The sequence below is a fragment of the Arachidicoccus sp. genome (assembly GCF_050436765.1).
GTDB lineage: Bacteria > Bacteroidota > Bacteroidia > Chitinophagales > Chitinophagaceae > Arachidicoccus.
Genome location: NZ_JBNQGD010000205.1, coordinates 1 through 15,362 on the forward strand (window position 1 = coordinate 1; position 15,362 = coordinate 15,362).

Annotated in this window: 14 protein-coding genes; 8 read left to right on the forward strand and 6 right to left on the reverse strand. The window is 37.0% G+C overall.

Going from position 1 to position 15,362, the window contains the following annotated elements:
* Nucleotides 1-585: 585 nt before the first annotated feature.
* Nucleotides 586-1,797, reverse strand: a complete 1,212-nt coding sequence (gene sucC / locus ACQR30_RS09015) for an ADP-forming succinate--CoA ligase subunit beta (RefSeq protein WP_429734212.1) — start codon at nt 1,795-1,797, stop codon at nt 586-588.
* A 356-nt stretch (nt 1,798-2,153) separates the two neighbouring features.
* Here sucC and ACQR30_RS09020 point away from each other — a divergent pair, with 356 nt between their 5' ends.
* Together ACQR30_RS09020 and ACQR30_RS09025 are read left to right on the forward strand one after the other, a co-directional pair.
* Nucleotides 2,154-2,435: a GlsB/YeaQ/YmgE family stress response membrane protein gene (locus ACQR30_RS09020; RefSeq protein ID WP_429734214.1), complete on the forward strand. Its 282-nt coding sequence runs from the start codon at nt 2,154-2,156 to the stop codon at nt 2,433-2,435.
* Nucleotides 2,436-2,516: 81 nt separating this feature from the next.
* Nucleotides 2,517-3,245, forward strand: coding sequence for an energy transducer TonB (locus ACQR30_RS09025; RefSeq protein ID WP_429734216.1), 729 nt, complete (start codon nt 2,517-2,519; stop codon nt 3,243-3,245).
* Between the two features lie 32 nt (nt 3,246-3,277).
* On the opposite strand, the gene hisA is transcribed toward ACQR30_RS09025, so the two are convergent.
* Nucleotides 3,278-4,006, reverse strand: coding sequence for a 1-(5-phosphoribosyl)-5-[(5-phosphoribosylamino)methylideneamino]imidazole-4-carboxamide isomerase (gene hisA / locus ACQR30_RS09030; RefSeq protein WP_429734218.1), 729 nt, complete (start codon nt 4,004-4,006; stop codon nt 3,278-3,280).
* A 155-nt stretch (nt 4,007-4,161) separates the two neighbouring features.
* Between hisA and ACQR30_RS09035 the strand changes: the two genes are divergently transcribed.
* Nucleotides 4,162-4,515 (forward strand): SnoaL-like domain-containing protein, encoded by a 354-nt coding sequence (locus ACQR30_RS09035; protein ID WP_429734220.1) that lies wholly within the window; start codon nt 4,162-4,164, stop codon nt 4,513-4,515.
* Between the two features lie 66 nt (nt 4,516-4,581).
* On the opposite strand, the gene ACQR30_RS09040 is transcribed toward ACQR30_RS09035, so the two are convergent.
* Both ACQR30_RS09040 and ACQR30_RS09045 read right to left on the reverse strand, forming a co-directional pair.
* Nucleotides 4,582-5,811, reverse strand: coding sequence for an NADP-dependent isocitrate dehydrogenase (locus tag ACQR30_RS09040; protein ID WP_429734222.1), 1,230 nt, complete (start codon nt 5,809-5,811; stop codon nt 4,582-4,584).
* Between the two features lie 105 nt (nt 5,812-5,916).
* Nucleotides 5,917-7,797 carry a chloride channel protein gene (locus ACQR30_RS09045; RefSeq protein ID WP_429734224.1) on the reverse strand — a complete coding sequence of 627 codons (1,881 nt, stop codon included), beginning with the start codon at nt 7,795-7,797 and terminating at the stop codon, nt 5,917-5,919.
* A gap of 317 nt (nt 7,798-8,114) precedes the next feature.
* On the opposite strand from ACQR30_RS09045, the gene ACQR30_RS09050 reads away from it, so the two are divergent.
* Both ACQR30_RS09050 and ACQR30_RS09055 read left to right on the forward strand, forming a co-directional pair.
* A complete protein-coding gene (locus tag ACQR30_RS09050; RefSeq protein WP_429734226.1) occupies nt 8,115-9,629 on the forward strand; it encodes a S26 family signal peptidase in 1,515 nt (504 codons plus the stop codon).
* A gap of 75 nt (nt 9,630-9,704) precedes the next feature.
* On the forward strand, nt 9,705-10,187 hold the full coding sequence (locus ACQR30_RS09055; RefSeq protein WP_429734228.1) for a cytidine deaminase: 483 nt from the start codon (nt 9,705-9,707) through the stop codon (nt 10,185-10,187).
* A gap of 74 nt (nt 10,188-10,261) precedes the next feature.
* Here the strand turns inward: ACQR30_RS09055 and ispE are convergent, their stop codons facing one another.
* Both ispE and ACQR30_RS09065 read right to left on the reverse strand, forming a co-directional pair.
* Complete coding sequence (ispE, locus tag ACQR30_RS09060) at nt 10,262-11,089, reverse strand: 4-(cytidine 5'-diphospho)-2-C-methyl-D-erythritol kinase (RefSeq protein WP_429734230.1); 828 nt, start codon at nt 11,087-11,089, stop codon at nt 10,262-10,264.
* A 31-nt stretch (nt 11,090-11,120) separates the two neighbouring features.
* The gene (locus ACQR30_RS09065; protein WP_429734232.1) at nt 11,121-11,714 is read right to left on the reverse strand and encodes a bifunctional nuclease domain-containing protein; all 594 of its coding nucleotides are present in this window, start codon (nt 11,712-11,714) and stop codon (nt 11,121-11,123) included.
* Nucleotides 11,715-12,047: 333 nt separating this feature from the next.
* Here ACQR30_RS09065 and ACQR30_RS09070 point away from each other — a divergent pair, with 333 nt between their 5' ends.
* The 3 genes from ACQR30_RS09070 (at nt 12,048) to ACQR30_RS09080 (ending at nt 15,290) form a co-directional block, all read left to right on the forward strand.
* Complete coding sequence (locus ACQR30_RS09070; RefSeq protein ID WP_429734234.1) at nt 12,048-12,518, forward strand: MarR family winged helix-turn-helix transcriptional regulator; 471 nt, start codon at nt 12,048-12,050, stop codon at nt 12,516-12,518.
* Nucleotides 12,519-12,705: 187 nt separating this feature from the next.
* A complete protein-coding gene (locus tag ACQR30_RS09075) occupies nt 12,706-14,052 on the forward strand; it encodes a TolC family protein (protein WP_429734236.1) in 1,347 nt (448 codons plus the stop codon).
* A 32-nt stretch (nt 14,053-14,084) separates the two neighbouring features.
* A complete protein-coding gene (locus ACQR30_RS09080; protein WP_429734238.1) occupies nt 14,085-15,290 on the forward strand; it encodes an efflux RND transporter periplasmic adaptor subunit in 1,206 nt (401 codons plus the stop codon).
* Nucleotides 15,291-15,362: the final 72 nt, after the last annotated feature.

The window sequence follows — 15,362 nt, forward strand, 5'->3', positions numbered from 1 at the left end:
TACGTTCGGTACCGATAATAGGTTTTACATATTGCACTAAGTTCTCTTTTTGGTTCTGCGCCCAAATTGAATGACTGCAGGCAAAGAGTATTAAAACAAGTGTGGCCTTTCTCATATTATTGACAATTATATAATCAATGAAAATAGAAAAGATTTATATACCGACTCGTTAATGAACATTAAACTGTCAATAATATTATCATTTATTTCCAAAAAATTGCTGAAATTTCATTTCGCGTAACCATGCTTGAAGTACTTAGGCAATTTATCGTTGTTATCGAGATTGGAAACATATACAATCTATATTTGTTTTGCCATGGTTTGTCGTGAATTCTTTCGCCTGCCGATTTAAAGAAATAATATAGAAACGAGATAGTTACCTCAGGTTTGATTTAGAAATTGAGCTTTGAGTGCATGGATTGCTACTTCCATCTAGCTATTGCTTTGGATAAAGACAAAACAAATAGTTTTGGACAAAGTAAATCCAAAGCGTGTGTCAGATTGGTGGATCATTTTTAAATAAAAGCGCCGTAAACTGGGTGTTCACGGCACTTTATGTATGACTTAAACGTCTATTTATTAGATTTATGCTACTGCTTTTTTTACTAATTCAGCGGCTTCGCTTAGCAAGATAGCAGATTCCACTTTCAAACCACTTTCATCAATTAATTTTTTAGCTTCTGTCGCATTTGTTCCTTGTAAGCGCACAATTATAGGAATTTCTATATTTCCCATTTTATTAAAGGCCTCAATCACTCCGGCTGCAACCCGGTCACAACGAACAATTCCACCAAAAATATTAATTAAAATAGCTTTTACATTTGGGTCTTTCAAAATGATCCTAAACCCGGCTTCTACTGTTTCCGCATTGGCAGTACCGCCGACGTCCAAAAAGTTGGCAGGTTCACCACCACTCAATTTTATCATGTCCATGGTAGCCATTGCAAGACCTGCGCCATTAACCATACAGCCAACGTTACCATCTAATTTTACAAAGTTCAGGTTGTATTGCCCGGCTTCTACTTCTGTGGGGTCTTCTTCTGTTACATCGCGTAAAGCAGCAATATCCGGACGACGCATCAATGCGCTGTCGTCGATATTGAGTTTACAATCCACCGCGATTATTTTATTGTCTGAAGTTTTGAACAAAGGATTTATTTCCAACATACTTGCATCAGTACCAACATAAGCGTTGTATAAATTGGTTACAAACTTCACGCAATTTTTAAAAGCATCTCCACTCAAACCTAAGTTGAATGCAATTTTGCGCGCTTGAAAAGCTAACAAGCCGCCGGCCGGATGCACCCATTCTTTAAATATTTTGTCCGGTGTATTATGTGCCACTTCTTCAATGTCCATTCCACCTTCGGTACTATACATAATTACGTTTTGCCCTTTTGCACGATCGAGCAAAATTGACAAATACAATTCTTTTGTCGAGTCAGGCCCTTCGTAATAAGCATCCTTTGCAATAAATATCTTGTTTACTTTTTTGCCTGCGGCACCCGTTTGAATGGTAACCAAGGTTCCGCCCAAAATATTCTTTGCTACTTCAATCGCTTCTTCTGCACTCTTCACTACTTGTACGCCATGCTGTTCACTGCCTATAATTTTTCCTTTCCCACGACCGCCTGCGTGTATCTGCGCTTTTATAACTGCAAACTTACTATTGGTCTCAGATTTTATTTGGCGATAAGCTTCTTCGGCTGCCATTACGGAGTCCACTGAAATGCCCTCTTGTACAGGGACATTGAATTTTTTCAAAAGCTCTTTTGCCTGATATTCGTGCAAGTTCATAAGGCTAAATTTTATTTTTTAGTGGCACGAAGATAAGCCAACTGGCTCAATGTTCAAAGATGGATTTTGAGTTAACTGTATTGTTTAACTTTTTAATGATTGATGTCTGTTAATCGCATGCTTATTTAAATTAGCACCAGGTATTCTTTGCTGTGGAACATCAGATTTGACATACAGTTATCGCGTTCGTTCTGCCCCATCAGAAAGAAACGAAAATGACCAGGTATGGACTCTCGTAATTAAATCAGAAACTCATTGAAACAAACATATGCTAGACTTTTTCTTCCCTGAAAATTTGTTTCTATCAAAAAATATATTATCTTTAAAATGCATTGTTCATCTTTAATTCTAAAGCTATGACCTTATTCGGATTCCTTGTGTTGCTATTAATTGCAGCCATCTGTGGAGGTATCGGACAAAGCCTTGCCGGCTATTCACTGGGCGGCTGCTTTGTTTCTATCGTTGTAGGTTTTGTAGGGGCCTACATTGGCAAATTGCTCGCGGTGAAGTTTCATCTACCTGTAATATGGTCTGTAAATATCCAGGGCGAAGTCTTTCCCATTATTTGGTCAATTATTGGCTCGGCAGTGTTGACGTTTATTATTGCACTTCTGCGAAAGCTAATGGTGCAGAAGTAAATTTCAGCACCTAATTTTGCTTGGAATGTCTTCAATCCTTTTTTAATACGAACGTTTTGCCCCTAGTTGCTGTGCATCAATATGAAATTACTATTTTCAGTCTTACTTCTTTCGTTCAGCAGCTTTGCCTATTCCCAAAGTAAAAATGCTATCGTTCAATCTTGGGTTAAAACTTCAGTTGAAAATTTGTCGGATCGAGAATTTTCAAATGACACATTTTACATGCGATATACCTTCGGTAAATCTAACTTGAATATTAGCCTTGCACCTGCCTGGGATCAATATAATGTTGCATGGAAAATAAATGGAGATGCGCTTACAATTGGTTTTGACAGATACAAGATTGAAGTCTTAAATGATACTGCACTAACGATTTCTTTGGCAGGTTTTAGAAGATATAGATTTTTGTCTGAGACGTACCTAAGCCGTCAAAAGGAATATTTGGATTCTATTGGGATGTATGGAAATGACATCCTCTATAAGGCTAATAATTTTGTTACACCCAGGTATACCGGTAAAGGAAATCTACAGGGTATTATTTTAAACCAAGTAAAGGACGAACATATTGTAACGGCCAAAACCTTTTTGGCTTCCTTTATCATTACTGAAAAAGGGATATTGGAAAACATAAAAATCGAAAAATCAATCAATCCGGATTTTGATAAGGAAGTAATCGACGAATTTTTGAAGATTTCTAAAAAATGGAAACCGGCTTATTTTCGGGGCATCCCTATAAACACACAAATGTTATATAAGATTAAATTTTACAACTCTACAACCAATATGAGTTCAGGTAACACAAATGGATAATTGGAGGTGCCTGATTGTACAATACTTTTCTATTAGCTTGTTCTCTTTGCTTCTGAAATCAATTCTTCCAAATTTATTTTCCCCTCGTAAATGGCTTTGCCAACAATTGCACCGCTGCAACCTATACTCTGTAAAGTCTTCAGATCGTCAATATTACTTACTCCTCCGCTTGCAATAAAATTAATAGCAGGAAATTGTGCAATTATTTTTTTATACAAGTCTATCGACGGGCCTTGTAGCAAACCATCTTTACTTACATCTGTACAAAAAACGTTATTAATACCTTTGGCTGTGTATTTTTTTATAAAAGAAAAAATATCAATATCTGTCGTTTCTAACCAGCCGCTAATGGTTATTTTTTCGTCCTTTACATCGGCGCCCAACAAAAATCTTTCTGGGTCATAATTTTCTATCCACTCCGAAAAAAGTGCTTCGTCTTTGACCGCTAAACTTCCAATGGTAGCGTATTTGGCACCCGAGTTTAATACTAATTCCACATCTTCTTTTTGTTTGATTCCGCCGCCAAAATCAATTATCATATTTGTTGATGCCGTAATATTCTCCAACACTTTCCAATTCGTAACTTTGCCCGCTTTTGCACCATCTAAATCTACCAAGTGCAATCGTTGTAAACCTATGTCTTCAAATGATTTAGCTACATCTACCGGATTTTCATGATAGATAGTCTTCTGCATATAATCGCCTTGCGTAAGGCGCACACATTTGCCATCGATAATATCTATTGCTGGAATAATTGTCATTTTTTAACCTTTGTTTGACACAAAAGTAAGCTAATAGAAATGATTTTTTTGTGCAATAATAATTTTCGGTGAACAGTTATTTTTATATGTTTATTTGAAAAAACAAGTCCTAACTTTAGTAAAAAATTATTCTTTCATTTTAAAGTAAAAAAACAATGACAACGCAACAAATAGCTGACAGGTTTTATATGTTGGCTCAAGAAGGAAAATTTGATGAAATTCAAGACGAATTGTATGCACAAGATGTAAAAAGTACCGAACCGGAGGGTTCGCCTTGGCCGCAGGTTCAAGGCATAGCAGCTGTAAAAGAAAAGGGTGTGAAGTTTAATGAAATGGTGGAAGAAATGTATGGTGGCTTTACGGATAGGCCGATTGTTTCTGGAAATACATTTGCTTGTCGCATGGGGTTTGAGGCTAAAATGAAAGGGCGCGAGCGTGAGGCGATGGAGGAAATTGCTTTGTATCGGGTGAAAGACGGAAAGATTATTTCAGAACAATTTTTTATGTAGTTCCCATCAAAAAAGAAGCAGTAAGATTTAAGTCCTACTGCTTCTTGCCATTATAGAGAAATTATTTTAGCCTAGTTTTTTTTGTAGATTTTTATCCAACTCGTCTAAAAATTCTTCAGTGGTCTGATAATCTTTACCATGTTGAACTTTGTTACCGTGGATACAAACCGCTAAATCTTTCGTCATTTTACCACTTTCGACAGTTTCAATACAAACTGTTTCTAATGCATGGGAAAAATCAATTAATGCTTGGTTGTCGTCTAGCTTTCCGCGGAAAGCCAAACCACGAGTCCACGCAAAGATCGATGCAACAGGGTTTGTAGAGGTTTTGTTCCCTTTTTGGTGTTCGCGATAGTGACGTGTAACAGTGCCGTGTGCCGCCTCAGCCTCCATCACTTTCCCGTCTGGTGTTACCAATGTTGAAGTCATTAACCCCAAGCTACCAAAACCTTGTGCTACGGTGTCACTTTGTACATCGCCATCGTAATTTTTACAGGCCCATACAAAATTTCCGTTCCATTTTAAGGCAGAAGCTACCATGTCATCGATTAAGCGATGTTCATAAACGATGCCAGCAGCTTCGAATTTAGTTTTATATTCTTGTTGATATATGTCTTCAAAAATATCTTTAAAGCGGCCATCATATTTTTTAAGGATGGTATTTTTTGTTGAAAGGTATAAAGGCCATCCCTTACTCAATGCCTGGTTGAAACATGCGTGAGCAAAGCCTTTGATGCTTTCATCAGTATTATACATTGCCATTGCTACGCCATCGCCTTTGAAATTATGCACTTCAAATTCTTGTACGCTTCCGTCTTCACCTTCAAACTTAATAGTAAGTTTACCCTTTCCTTTAGTAACGAAATCGGTAGCGCGGTATTGATCGCCAAAGGCGTGACGGCCTATGCAGATGGGAGCCGTCCAATTGGGTACCAGACGAGGAACATTTTTGCAAACAATCGGTTCGCGGAATACGGTACCATCCAAAATATTACGGATTGTACCATTGGGAGAGCGCCACATTTGCTTTAACCCAAATTCTGTTACCCTTAATTCGTCAGGTGTTATAGTTGCGCATTTAATACCTACACCGTGTTGCAAAATGGCATGTGCCGCATCAATAGTTACCTGGTCGTTGGTGGCATCCCGATGCTCTATACCCAGGTCGTAATACTTTATATCAATATCCAGATAAGGTAGAATGAGTTTGTCTTTGATGAATTTCCAGATAATTCGTGTCATTTCATCGCCATCCAGTTCGACCACCGGATTGGCTACTTTTATTTTTTCAGCCATTAGAAAAAATTATTTTTAAGAGTGAATAATTTAATGCGTACAAAAATAAGGGAATGATACGATAAATTAAAAGTTTCCTTCACCGTCCTTGTCAGATCTTGCATTTTATCTATGAGCTTTCCATTGTTCATATAATTGATGACCCTTTGCTATAGCTTTCAGTCTTTTGCGCTTAAGTGAGATGCTTGGATCAAATTCTTTGTCCTGATCTAGTAATATTTTGTAGGCTGATAAGACATTTCTATTCGTAAGTAAACCTATAAAGTGTTGATCTATATTGGAAATCACAGGTAACACATCTTCTTTTTCTTCCAACAGTATTTGAATGGCCTCTATTAAACTTGCATTGTCATTGATAGGTGTTTTATCGGTATTAATGAGCAACTGACCTAGTTTTTCCGTCGAAGTGTCTGCCTCCCATAAACTTCTCCAATTAAGGAAGCCTTTATAATTCCCATTTTGATCGGTAATAATAATGTAATCAACATCTTCACTTGTTTCAGCCAATTTTTTTTGCGCATCTTCAATCTTATCATCTTCTTTTAACATGGGAAAAGAAGAGGTAAGGACTTGAGAAACTTTTATCCTTTCTAATGCATCCGGTTCATATGATTCAGGAACTTTTACCCCTTTGCGGAATATCTTTTCCGTCATAATCGTCGTTTTCATAAAGAAAAAAGATATAAAATAAGATGCAGAGCAGGCTGCCAACAAAGGAAGTAAGGCGTTGGATTGACCCGTACTTTCTATAGCAAAAATAATAGAAGTAAGCAAAGCACGGGAAGCACCTGCAAACATGGCCGACATGCCTATGAGTGCAGCCATAGGAAGAGCCACACCTGCGTGGGGGAAATATCGATTAATAAATAACCCCAACAATAAACCCGTGGCACCCCCAATAGTGAACAACGGGGCAAGTGTCCCGCCTGAGGTTCCACTACCCAATGCAATTGCCCATGAAAGAAATTTTAAAGTGGCTAAAGATAATATGAGATTGAATGTAAGATGTCCAGAGAGAATATCAGTAATATTGTAATAGCCTACGCCTAATGTTCTGGGCGCAAAATAACCTATGACACCCACGATAAGTCCACCAATTGCCGGGTACCACATAAAATGGATAGGAATTTTTTTAAAAAGATCCTCCGACCAAAAAACAAGTTTAGTAGAAAGAATGGATAGGAAGCCGATAGCGATACCAATAACGCTATACCACAGCAATGCAATATTGCTTGCCACGGCGACATTGCGCATAGGAAAGATAGGCTGTGAACTAAATAACAAATGATGCCCAGCTGCACCTGTAATACATGCCAATGCAATAGGGATCAAGGAGCGAGGAGAAAATTCAAACAACAATAATTCTATCGCCAGGAATATAGATGCAATGGGACTTCCAAAGACAGCTGCCATGCCCGCCGCCGCGCCGGCAGACAACAGTATTTTTCGCTCTTTGTCTGTAATTTTCAGTATTTGTCCAACAGCAGAGCCTAAAGCGCCGCCAGTAGCAATTACCGGACCTTCTGCTCCAAACGGTCCTCCGGTTCCTATAGCTATGGCTGAGGAAATAGGTTTGAGGTAAACGATATTGGGATTTATTTTACTTTTATTGGTCAATATTTGTTCCATTGCTTCTGGAATGCCATGACCGCGAATGCCTATCGAACCATAATAAATCATTAACCCTACGATTAAACCACCAATAGCCGGAATGAAAATCCCCCAAATACCTAGATGGTTATTTGATGGATTTCCGGCACCCGCAAGAGTCCCATAAAAGGAAATATTGGTAATTAGATTGATAATATACATTAGGAACTTGGCGACCAAGCTTACAACAATGCCTATGGCGATAGCTAAAAGGGAGATGGAAACCAGTCTCTTTTTGTTCTGCGGAATTTTGGGTTTCATATTCTCCGCATCCAGCGACGGCTGAAGCCCCACCGAAACGGGCAATACATTTTTAGAAATTTTACTTTCTTTCATTTAATGAATTTTTTTTTTGGCTGTTCCTACGAAAATCACTTTTAGCAAAGACCAAAACCTGAATGCATTTCTAAGTTAGGTGAAAAAAATTAAATTTTTATTTTTTGTTTAAAGAAACAATAGGGTGATGGGTAATTAGGATTCGATTGAAATGACGTTTATTCCGAACTTTAATATTATACTCACCCACTGTTTTTACCGGTTCAACCGGGATTCCGTCTATTTATCTATTTTATTGTTTCCTTATCAAATTATCAAATTGTGCAATAAATAATTACCTTACATTTGCTTCAAGCTAAAACAAAAAACTTTTCAGCATGGTTTCTATTTACGTGATTTTATATTTAATAGGATGGCCAATAGGTATCTATGGCATGTTTAAAAAAGCAGGGGTAGCACCCTGGAAAGCTTTTATCCCTTTTTATAATACTTGGATTATTTGTAATCTTTGCGGCATTAATAAACTTTGGTTTTGGTTACAGTTTATACCTATCGCCGGACAGTTTATTACGATATGGATGACGATCATATTTGTAATGCAGTTTGGTAAATTTTCTTTTATAGATCATACGCTTACGACATTGGTACCTTTCGTTTATTTACCCTATATAGGCTTTTCTAAAGACGTTAGATATGTTGGTCCGGAAGGAGTAAAGCATTATAAGAAATCTACTACCCGTGAATGGGTCGATGCGCTGGTTTTCGCCACTGTAGCAGCTACCATCATTCGCACATTTATTTTTGAAGCTTATGTAATTCCTACAGGAAGTATGGAAAAAACTTTATTGATAAACGACTTTTTGTTTGTTGATAAAATGACCTATGGTGCAAGAGTACCGGAAACGCCAGTAAGTTTTCCTTTTGTGCATAATTTTATGCCTTTTTCTACAACTGTTCCTTCTTATACTAAGTTGGTTCATCTAAAATATAGACGCCTGCCTGCTTTTGGAGAAATAAAGCGCAATGACGTCGTCGTATTCAATTTTCCTGCGGGAGACACGATTATTAATGAAGCTGGTTATGGCTCAGAATTACCCTATTATCAAGTGTTACGTGAGCAGTATCATGGGGATAGGGCTACTTTATTTGCACAGCATAAAATACTGGTTCACCCCATTGATAAAACCGACAATTATATAAAAAGATGTACCGGTATTGCAGGCGATACGATTCAGATTATCAATACTGAACTGTATGTAAATGGGAAGAAGGCATATATACCACCGACTTCTCAAATGGAGTATTTGGTGACTACAAATGGGAATGCTTTTTCTGACGACGTTTTAAGAAATCAAATACATATAAAAATTGATCCTGTAAACGCAAGCGATGAACCTGAGTTCAGCCCACAAGGAAACAATCAATATATTTTTGATGCGACAGCAGATGAAATTGCACAAGTGAAAAAGTTACCGAATGTGGTGAATGTGCAATTTTATATTCAAACAAATCATGGTCTTTTCCCTTATTACAGTGAGTCAGACAGCAGTTGGACACCGGATAATTTTGGCCCCTTATGGATTCCCAAAAAAGGTGTGACGGTAACACTCACACAGCAAAATCTTCCTATATATAGAAGAATAATTACCACTTACGAACATCATATATTGACAGAGAATAATGGTCAATTTGTAATTGATGGTAAGCCAACAAATCAATACACTTTTCAATATAATTATTATTGGATGATGGGGGACAATCGTCATCGTAGCCAAGATAGTCGCTATTGGGGTTTTGTGCCTGAAACGGCCGTTGTAGGCAAGGCTTCACTTATTTGGTTTAGCTGGCAGAATGGTCCGCGCTGGAAGCGAATTTTTAAAGTAATTAAGTAAATAAAAGTCTATCTTTAAAGAATTAATAACCTCATTGCTTTTGGCTTTGAGGTTTCTAATTTTAATAAATGCTCTATGGAAAAGGAATACAGTTTTACCTATCAGATATTCACGGATATTGATCAATTAAGTGAAGAAGATACTCTGCTTTTACAAAAGGCAAGGGCTAATACACAGAATGCGTATGTACCCTATTCTTCTTTCCAAGTTTCAGCTATCGCTTTGATGCACAATGGTGCAATAGTGAAAGGCACCAATCAGGAGAATGCCAGTTATCCTGTGGGCATTTGCGCTGAACGTGTGTTGCTGAGTACCATTTCTTCAGTTCAGCCGAATGTTGCAGTTAAAACCATTGCAATTAGTTATCATAATTTGAATGGAGAAAGCCTTCGTCCTGTCGCTCCTTGTGGGATGTGCAGGCAAGCTTTGTTAGAACAGGAGAATCGGTTTAAGCAACCCATAAAAATTATTTTGAGTGGGATGGAAGGAGAAGTAATCATCGTAGAGAATGCACGTCAGTTGTTACCCTTTAATTTCTCCGCGGAAGATATGCTGTGAGTGAATATAAGAAAAGAGTTGCCGACTTTATTTTTTGTGTACCCAAATCTATTTACGTAGGTTTTACTTTTAACTTACAATTTCGATTGAAATAAAAAATATTCTTTGGGGAAACTGAAACTTATATTCTCCGGATCTTCTTTGAAAAGCCCATATACACTACTTCCTGAGCCCGACATAGATGCGTATATCGCCCCCTTTTTGTACATTGTCTCTTTTAAAGAACCAATAGCCGGATATTGTGCAAATACAGATGCTTCAAAATCATTTCTCAATAAATCTTTCCAATTTTCTACCGGTTGTCGAATAATTCTTTCTATCGGTTCAATGGGGGCTTTAGGTGTAATTTTAGCAAATGCCATTCCGGTATGCACGTGTATCTTAGGATGAACCAGTACAATAAAATAATTACTTAAATCGAGCTTAATTGGTTGCAATAATTCGCCTCTACCTGTAGCTATACAAGGTTGATTGAGCATAAAGAACGGACAATCACTCCCTAGCATCAGCCCATAATCTTTTAATTTTTGCTCGGCAATTTGTAATTGAAATGCTTCGTTTAATAATCTCAGCATAAAAGCCCCATCGGCACTACCACCACCCAAACCTGCGCCTAAAGGAATATGTTTAAGTAGGTAACTTGAAATGTCAGGCAACTGAGGGAAATCTTTTTTTAAAAGCTGAAAGGCCTTTGTGCAAAGATTGTTTTCGAGTGAACCCTCGATGGTTATTCCAGAAATATTTAGTGTAAATTCTTCGGCACCCGTATGATTAGGTATGATTTCTAACGCGTCGCACAAACTAATAGGGTAGAAAATGCTGGAGATATTATGAAACCCGTCACTACGCTTTTCTGTAACATATAGACCCAAATTTATTTTAGCATTTGGAAAATTTATCATGCATTAAAATTTGGCTTTTCGGATGGGAAAATTATTTTTTTCTTCGGTTGATTTCGTCGCGAATAGCTGCTGCCCTTATATAATCTTCGGCTTCCAAAACCTGATTGAGCATGTTTTGTAATTCTTCAATACTCAATCTTGAAAGATCATCGTTGGTATTGACAGTTGGTGTTTGTGGAGCTAAAGTCTGCTCAGCAGTAGACGATACATTACTTTCTTCAATGACCAAACTGGCACTATCTAATATGTGTTCGTAGGTATAAATTGGACAGCCAAAACGAACAGCCAATGCGATTGCATCGCTTGTACGACTGTCTATTTCGGCAGTTTGCCTATCATTCATGCAAACCAATGTAGAATAAAAAACGCCTTCTTGCAAATCGTTAATAATGACCTCAATGAGTTCTATATTAAAGGCAGTAGTGAAATTCTTAATTAAATCATGTGTCAATGGCCTTGTTGGTTTCATTCTTTCTAAAGCTACCGCAATGGCCTGTGCTTCAAAACTGCCAATGACGATAGGCAACTTTCTCAAACCATTTAATTCGCCCAATACAACAGCGTAAGACTGTGTACCCGACATACTATGTGACAGAGCAACTATTTCCAACTCAATTTTTTTCATTCTATAAGTTTACCTCCAACGATATATGCCACAAATGTAAAAAAATCAATGCGGAATATCCTGAAAAAGCTGTTTAAATTAATTAATTAGAGCAAAAAGTAAAGCAAGTCAAACTTTAAACGGCATTGCGTGAAGGAAACAAATTTTGATTTTTTACCCGCTCTTGATTCTCCTTTAGCTGAAAACCCAGGTTCGCCGATAGTGATACCGATAACTGCTCACGGTGAGAATGTGCCTTTATGTAATACATTTAAATAAAGGATCGCTTCTTGAGAAAAAATGTTTGGTTGATATATCAACATAATACTACCTTTGCCACCAAATTTTAAATGAATGGATATAGAAAACCCATATTTAACGGAGATAAAAGGCACACTTACTTATCATATTCATCGTATTAGCCATCTTATTCAATTAAGGGGAAATCAGCTGATAAAGGAAAAGGAAATTCCAATTGATATGGATCAATTACCTGTATTAATGTGTGTTTTTTTTGGCGATAATATTTCTCAGCAAGAGGTCGCTTCCGTCTGTAACAGGGATAAAGCCTCTGTAAAGCGTACTCTTACTGTCTTTGAAAAAAAAGGACTTATAAAGATATTGCCTCACCCCAAAGACAAACGTAAAACGATTGTACAAACTACGGATGTAGGGAATTTTGTTACTGAACAGATAAGAGAAATGATCTATGAGGCCGAAAAGGAAATGTTCTCATTTTTAAATAATAGAGAACGCAAGGAATTGTTGGAAAATTTGCAACGCATTCTTTCCAAAGTGGAAATATCTGGTTGCGGTAAAATGTAAAATTGTTCTATCAACTAATTTCTCGGTTTACCGCTTACCGAAGGTAAATAACCGTTTATCGAAAATGCATTTTTTTAGTTTGGAGGGTCGAATAGATTTGCGTCTGTAAATATGGAAAAGAGTAAGAGGTTTGCCGTAAAAGGAACTGTTAGCTATAAAAACTCATTCTACAAAATAGATATATTATATGAAAAAATTGATGATTAACGTATTTAGTGTGTTACTTGTTTCTATCACGGGCATTTTCACCGTTAGATCGCAACAGGTATATAAATTCTCGGTGCAACAAGCGGTTGATTATGCTAAACAAAATAGTGTAGAAGTTAAAAATGCCTTGCTTGATTATAAAATTCAAAATGAAACAAACAATCAAATTACAGCTCAGGCTTATCCGCAATTAAGTGCATCTGGGAATGCGCAGGATTTCTTAAATATCCCGACCCAATTAGTTCCAGCAGAGTTTTTTGGCGGAGCACCTGGTACATATGAACCGATTCAATTTGGTACGAAATACAGTGTTACGGGTAATATTACTGCATCGCAATTGTTGTTTGACGGACAAGTTTTTGTTGGGTTACAGGCTCGTAAAACAGCTTTGGAATTAGTTCAAAAACAAAAGGAAGTTACGGAAGAAACAATTAAGGCAAATGTTGAAAAAATCTATTATCAATTAGTTGTGGGAAAACAACAGATCAGTACTTTAACGGCGAATGTGGAACGTACTTCAAAATTACTAGACGATACAAAAGCGATGTTCAAGCAGGGCTTTGCAGAGAAGTTAGATATTGATAAATTAAATGTACAGCTTAATAATTTACAAACAGAAAAATCGAAGGCACAAAGTCAGTTAGATGCCGGCAATAGTGGATTGAAATTTTTGATGAACTTACCACAAAAAGATACTTTGATTCTTACCGATTCTATTACCGAGGATAAGATCAAAGGTGATATCCTTAATGATGATTATAATTACGCCGACAGAAAAGAATATCAATTACTGGAAACTTCCAAGAAGTTGGATGCATTTAATATTAAAAGATATCAATTAAGTCAAATACCCAAGCTTTCATTTATTGGTAGTTATAGCAAGAATGCACAGCGTAATGATTTTTCTTTCTTTAAAGGAGGCTCTCAAGGCAATTGGTACACCAATTCATATATAGGACTAAATTTATCTTACTCTATTTTTGATGGCTTCTCGAGACGATCCAATTTGAGAATAGCAAGGCTAAATCTTCAAAAAACAAATAATAGTATACAGAAGATGGAGGCTTCCATTGACAATGATGTGGCACAAGCTAAAGTACAAATTGCCAATGCGATTCTATCGATGGATAATCAAAAGCAAAATATGGTTTTGGCCGAAAATGTTTATAATACAACTAAGAAGAAATTTGAAGCGGGGGTTGGAAGCAATCAGGAAATATATAATGCTGAAGCAGATTTAAAGACGGCACAAAACAATTATTACTCAGCGCTTTACGATGCTATCATTGCAAAAATTAATTATTTACAAGCAACTGGAAAATTATAAAACAAATCACAAAAGCCTTACAATTCAAATATATGAACACAATAATAAAATTAACCTTTGTAGCCCTGTTATTCACAGCCGTTACTTCTTGCGGTGGAAGTAAAAAAGATGGAAATAATGCGCTAAGTGCTAAAAAAGCTGAACTCCTTAAGTTAAAAGCACAATCGCAGAAAGATAATGAAAGTATACAAAAATTAGAAGATGAAATTGCAAAAATGGATACTAGCAGTGCAAATTCCGCTAATATGAAACTCGTGGCTACTAAACCAATTGCCTTGGCAAATTTTAGTCATTATATCAAACTACAGGGTACGGTAGATGCAAACAATATTTCTTATATCACACCAAGAAATGGCGGTGGTCAGGTAAAAGCCGTCTATGTAAAACAAGGAGACCGGGTTCATAAAGGGCAGCTGTTGTTAAAACTAGATGACGCTGTCATGCGTCAACAAGTAGCTACAGCACAGCAACAAGCAGGGGCGATTAAGGCGCAGCTGTCTTTAGCTAAGACAGTATATCAAAAAACTAAAAACCTTTATGATCAAGGCATTGGTACCGAAGTAAATTTACTGACCAATAAAACGCAAGTTACCACACTTGAGAATCAGCTAGAACAGGTAAACGAACAAGTAAAACTAGCTAATACACAATTGAATACCACCAATGTTTATAGCGACGTAGATGGTGTAGCGAATATTGTTGATATACGTGTTGGAGAGGTTTTCACAGGTGTAACTGCTGCCGGCCCACAAATTGAAATTGTAAACAACAGTGACTTGAAAGTAGTAAGCACCATGCCGGAAAACTATTTGAATGCAATTCATAAAGGGAGCAAGGTTTTGATAACTTTTCCCGATTTGAATAGGACAATTACTTCCTCTGTAAGTTTTGTAGGTGCGGCGATTGATGCCAACACAAGAGGGTTTGCTGTAGAAGCTAAATTGCCGGCTGACGCCTCTTTCAAACCTAATCAGGTAGTTACTTTACAATTTGAAGATTATAGCGCAGCAAATGCAATTGCTATTCCATTAAATACTTTGCAAACAGATGGTACTGGGACGTTTGTATTTGTGGCTGTTTCTGAAAATGGAAAATTGATAGCGCGTAAACGTGTTGTAACCATTGGCAGGTTAAACGATGATACAGTGGAAATAAAATCTGGCTTGAAAACAGGAGACGCCCTGATTACTGAGGGGTATAGCGGACTGTATGATGGTCAGCAAATTACCACATCTTAGAATAGAGAACATAAAAAACATTGTATCACAATACAAAAATACCGTATGAGTGCGTTAGAAAATTTTAAAACA

Bases quoted from the DNA above. Each gene is read 5' to 3' on its own strand.
- hisA (WP_429734218.1), bottom strand. From the start codon at position 4,006: ATGACAATTATTCCAGCAATAGATATTATCGATGGCAAATGTGTGCGC.
- ACQR30_RS09035 (WP_429734220.1), top strand. From the start codon at position 4,162: ATGACAACGCAACAAATAGCTGACAGGTTTTATATGTTGGCTCAAGAA.
- ACQR30_RS09050 (WP_429734226.1), top strand. From the start codon at position 8,115: ATGGTTTCTATTTACGTGATTTTATATTTAATAGGATGGCCAATAGGT.
- ACQR30_RS09025 (WP_429734216.1), top strand. From the start codon at position 2,517: ATGAAATTACTATTTTCAGTCTTACTTCTTTCGTTCAGCAGCTTTGCC.
- ACQR30_RS09045 (WP_429734224.1), bottom strand. From the start codon at position 7,797: ATGAAAGAAAGTAAAATTTCTAAAAATGTATTGCCCGTTTCGGTGGGG.
- ACQR30_RS09055 (WP_429734228.1), top strand. From the start codon at position 9,705: ATGGAAAAGGAATACAGTTTTACCTATCAGATATTCACGGATATTGAT.
- ACQR30_RS09065 (WP_429734232.1), bottom strand. From the start codon at position 11,714: ATGAAAAAAATTGAGTTGGAAATAGTTGCTCTGTCACATAGTATGTCG.
- ACQR30_RS09020 (WP_429734214.1), top strand. From the start codon at position 2,154: ATGACCTTATTCGGATTCCTTGTGTTGCTATTAATTGCAGCCATCTGT.
- ACQR30_RS09070 (WP_429734234.1), top strand. From the start codon at position 12,048: ATGGATATAGAAAACCCATATTTAACGGAGATAAAAGGCACACTTACT.
- ACQR30_RS09075 (WP_429734236.1), top strand. From the start codon at position 12,706: ATGAAAAAATTGATGATTAACGTATTTAGTGTGTTACTTGTTTCTATC.
- ACQR30_RS09080 (WP_429734238.1), top strand. From the start codon at position 14,085: ATGAACACAATAATAAAATTAACCTTTGTAGCCCTGTTATTCACAGCC.
- ACQR30_RS09040 (WP_429734222.1), bottom strand. From the start codon at position 5,811: ATGGCTGAAAAAATAAAAGTAGCCAATCCGGTGGTCGAACTGGATGGC.
- sucC (WP_429734212.1), bottom strand. From the start codon at position 1,797: ATGAACTTGCACGAATATCAGGCAAAAGAGCTTTTGAAAAAATTCAAT.
- ispE (WP_429734230.1), bottom strand. From the start codon at position 11,089: ATGATAAATTTTCCAAATGCTAAAATAAATTTGGGTCTATATGTTACA.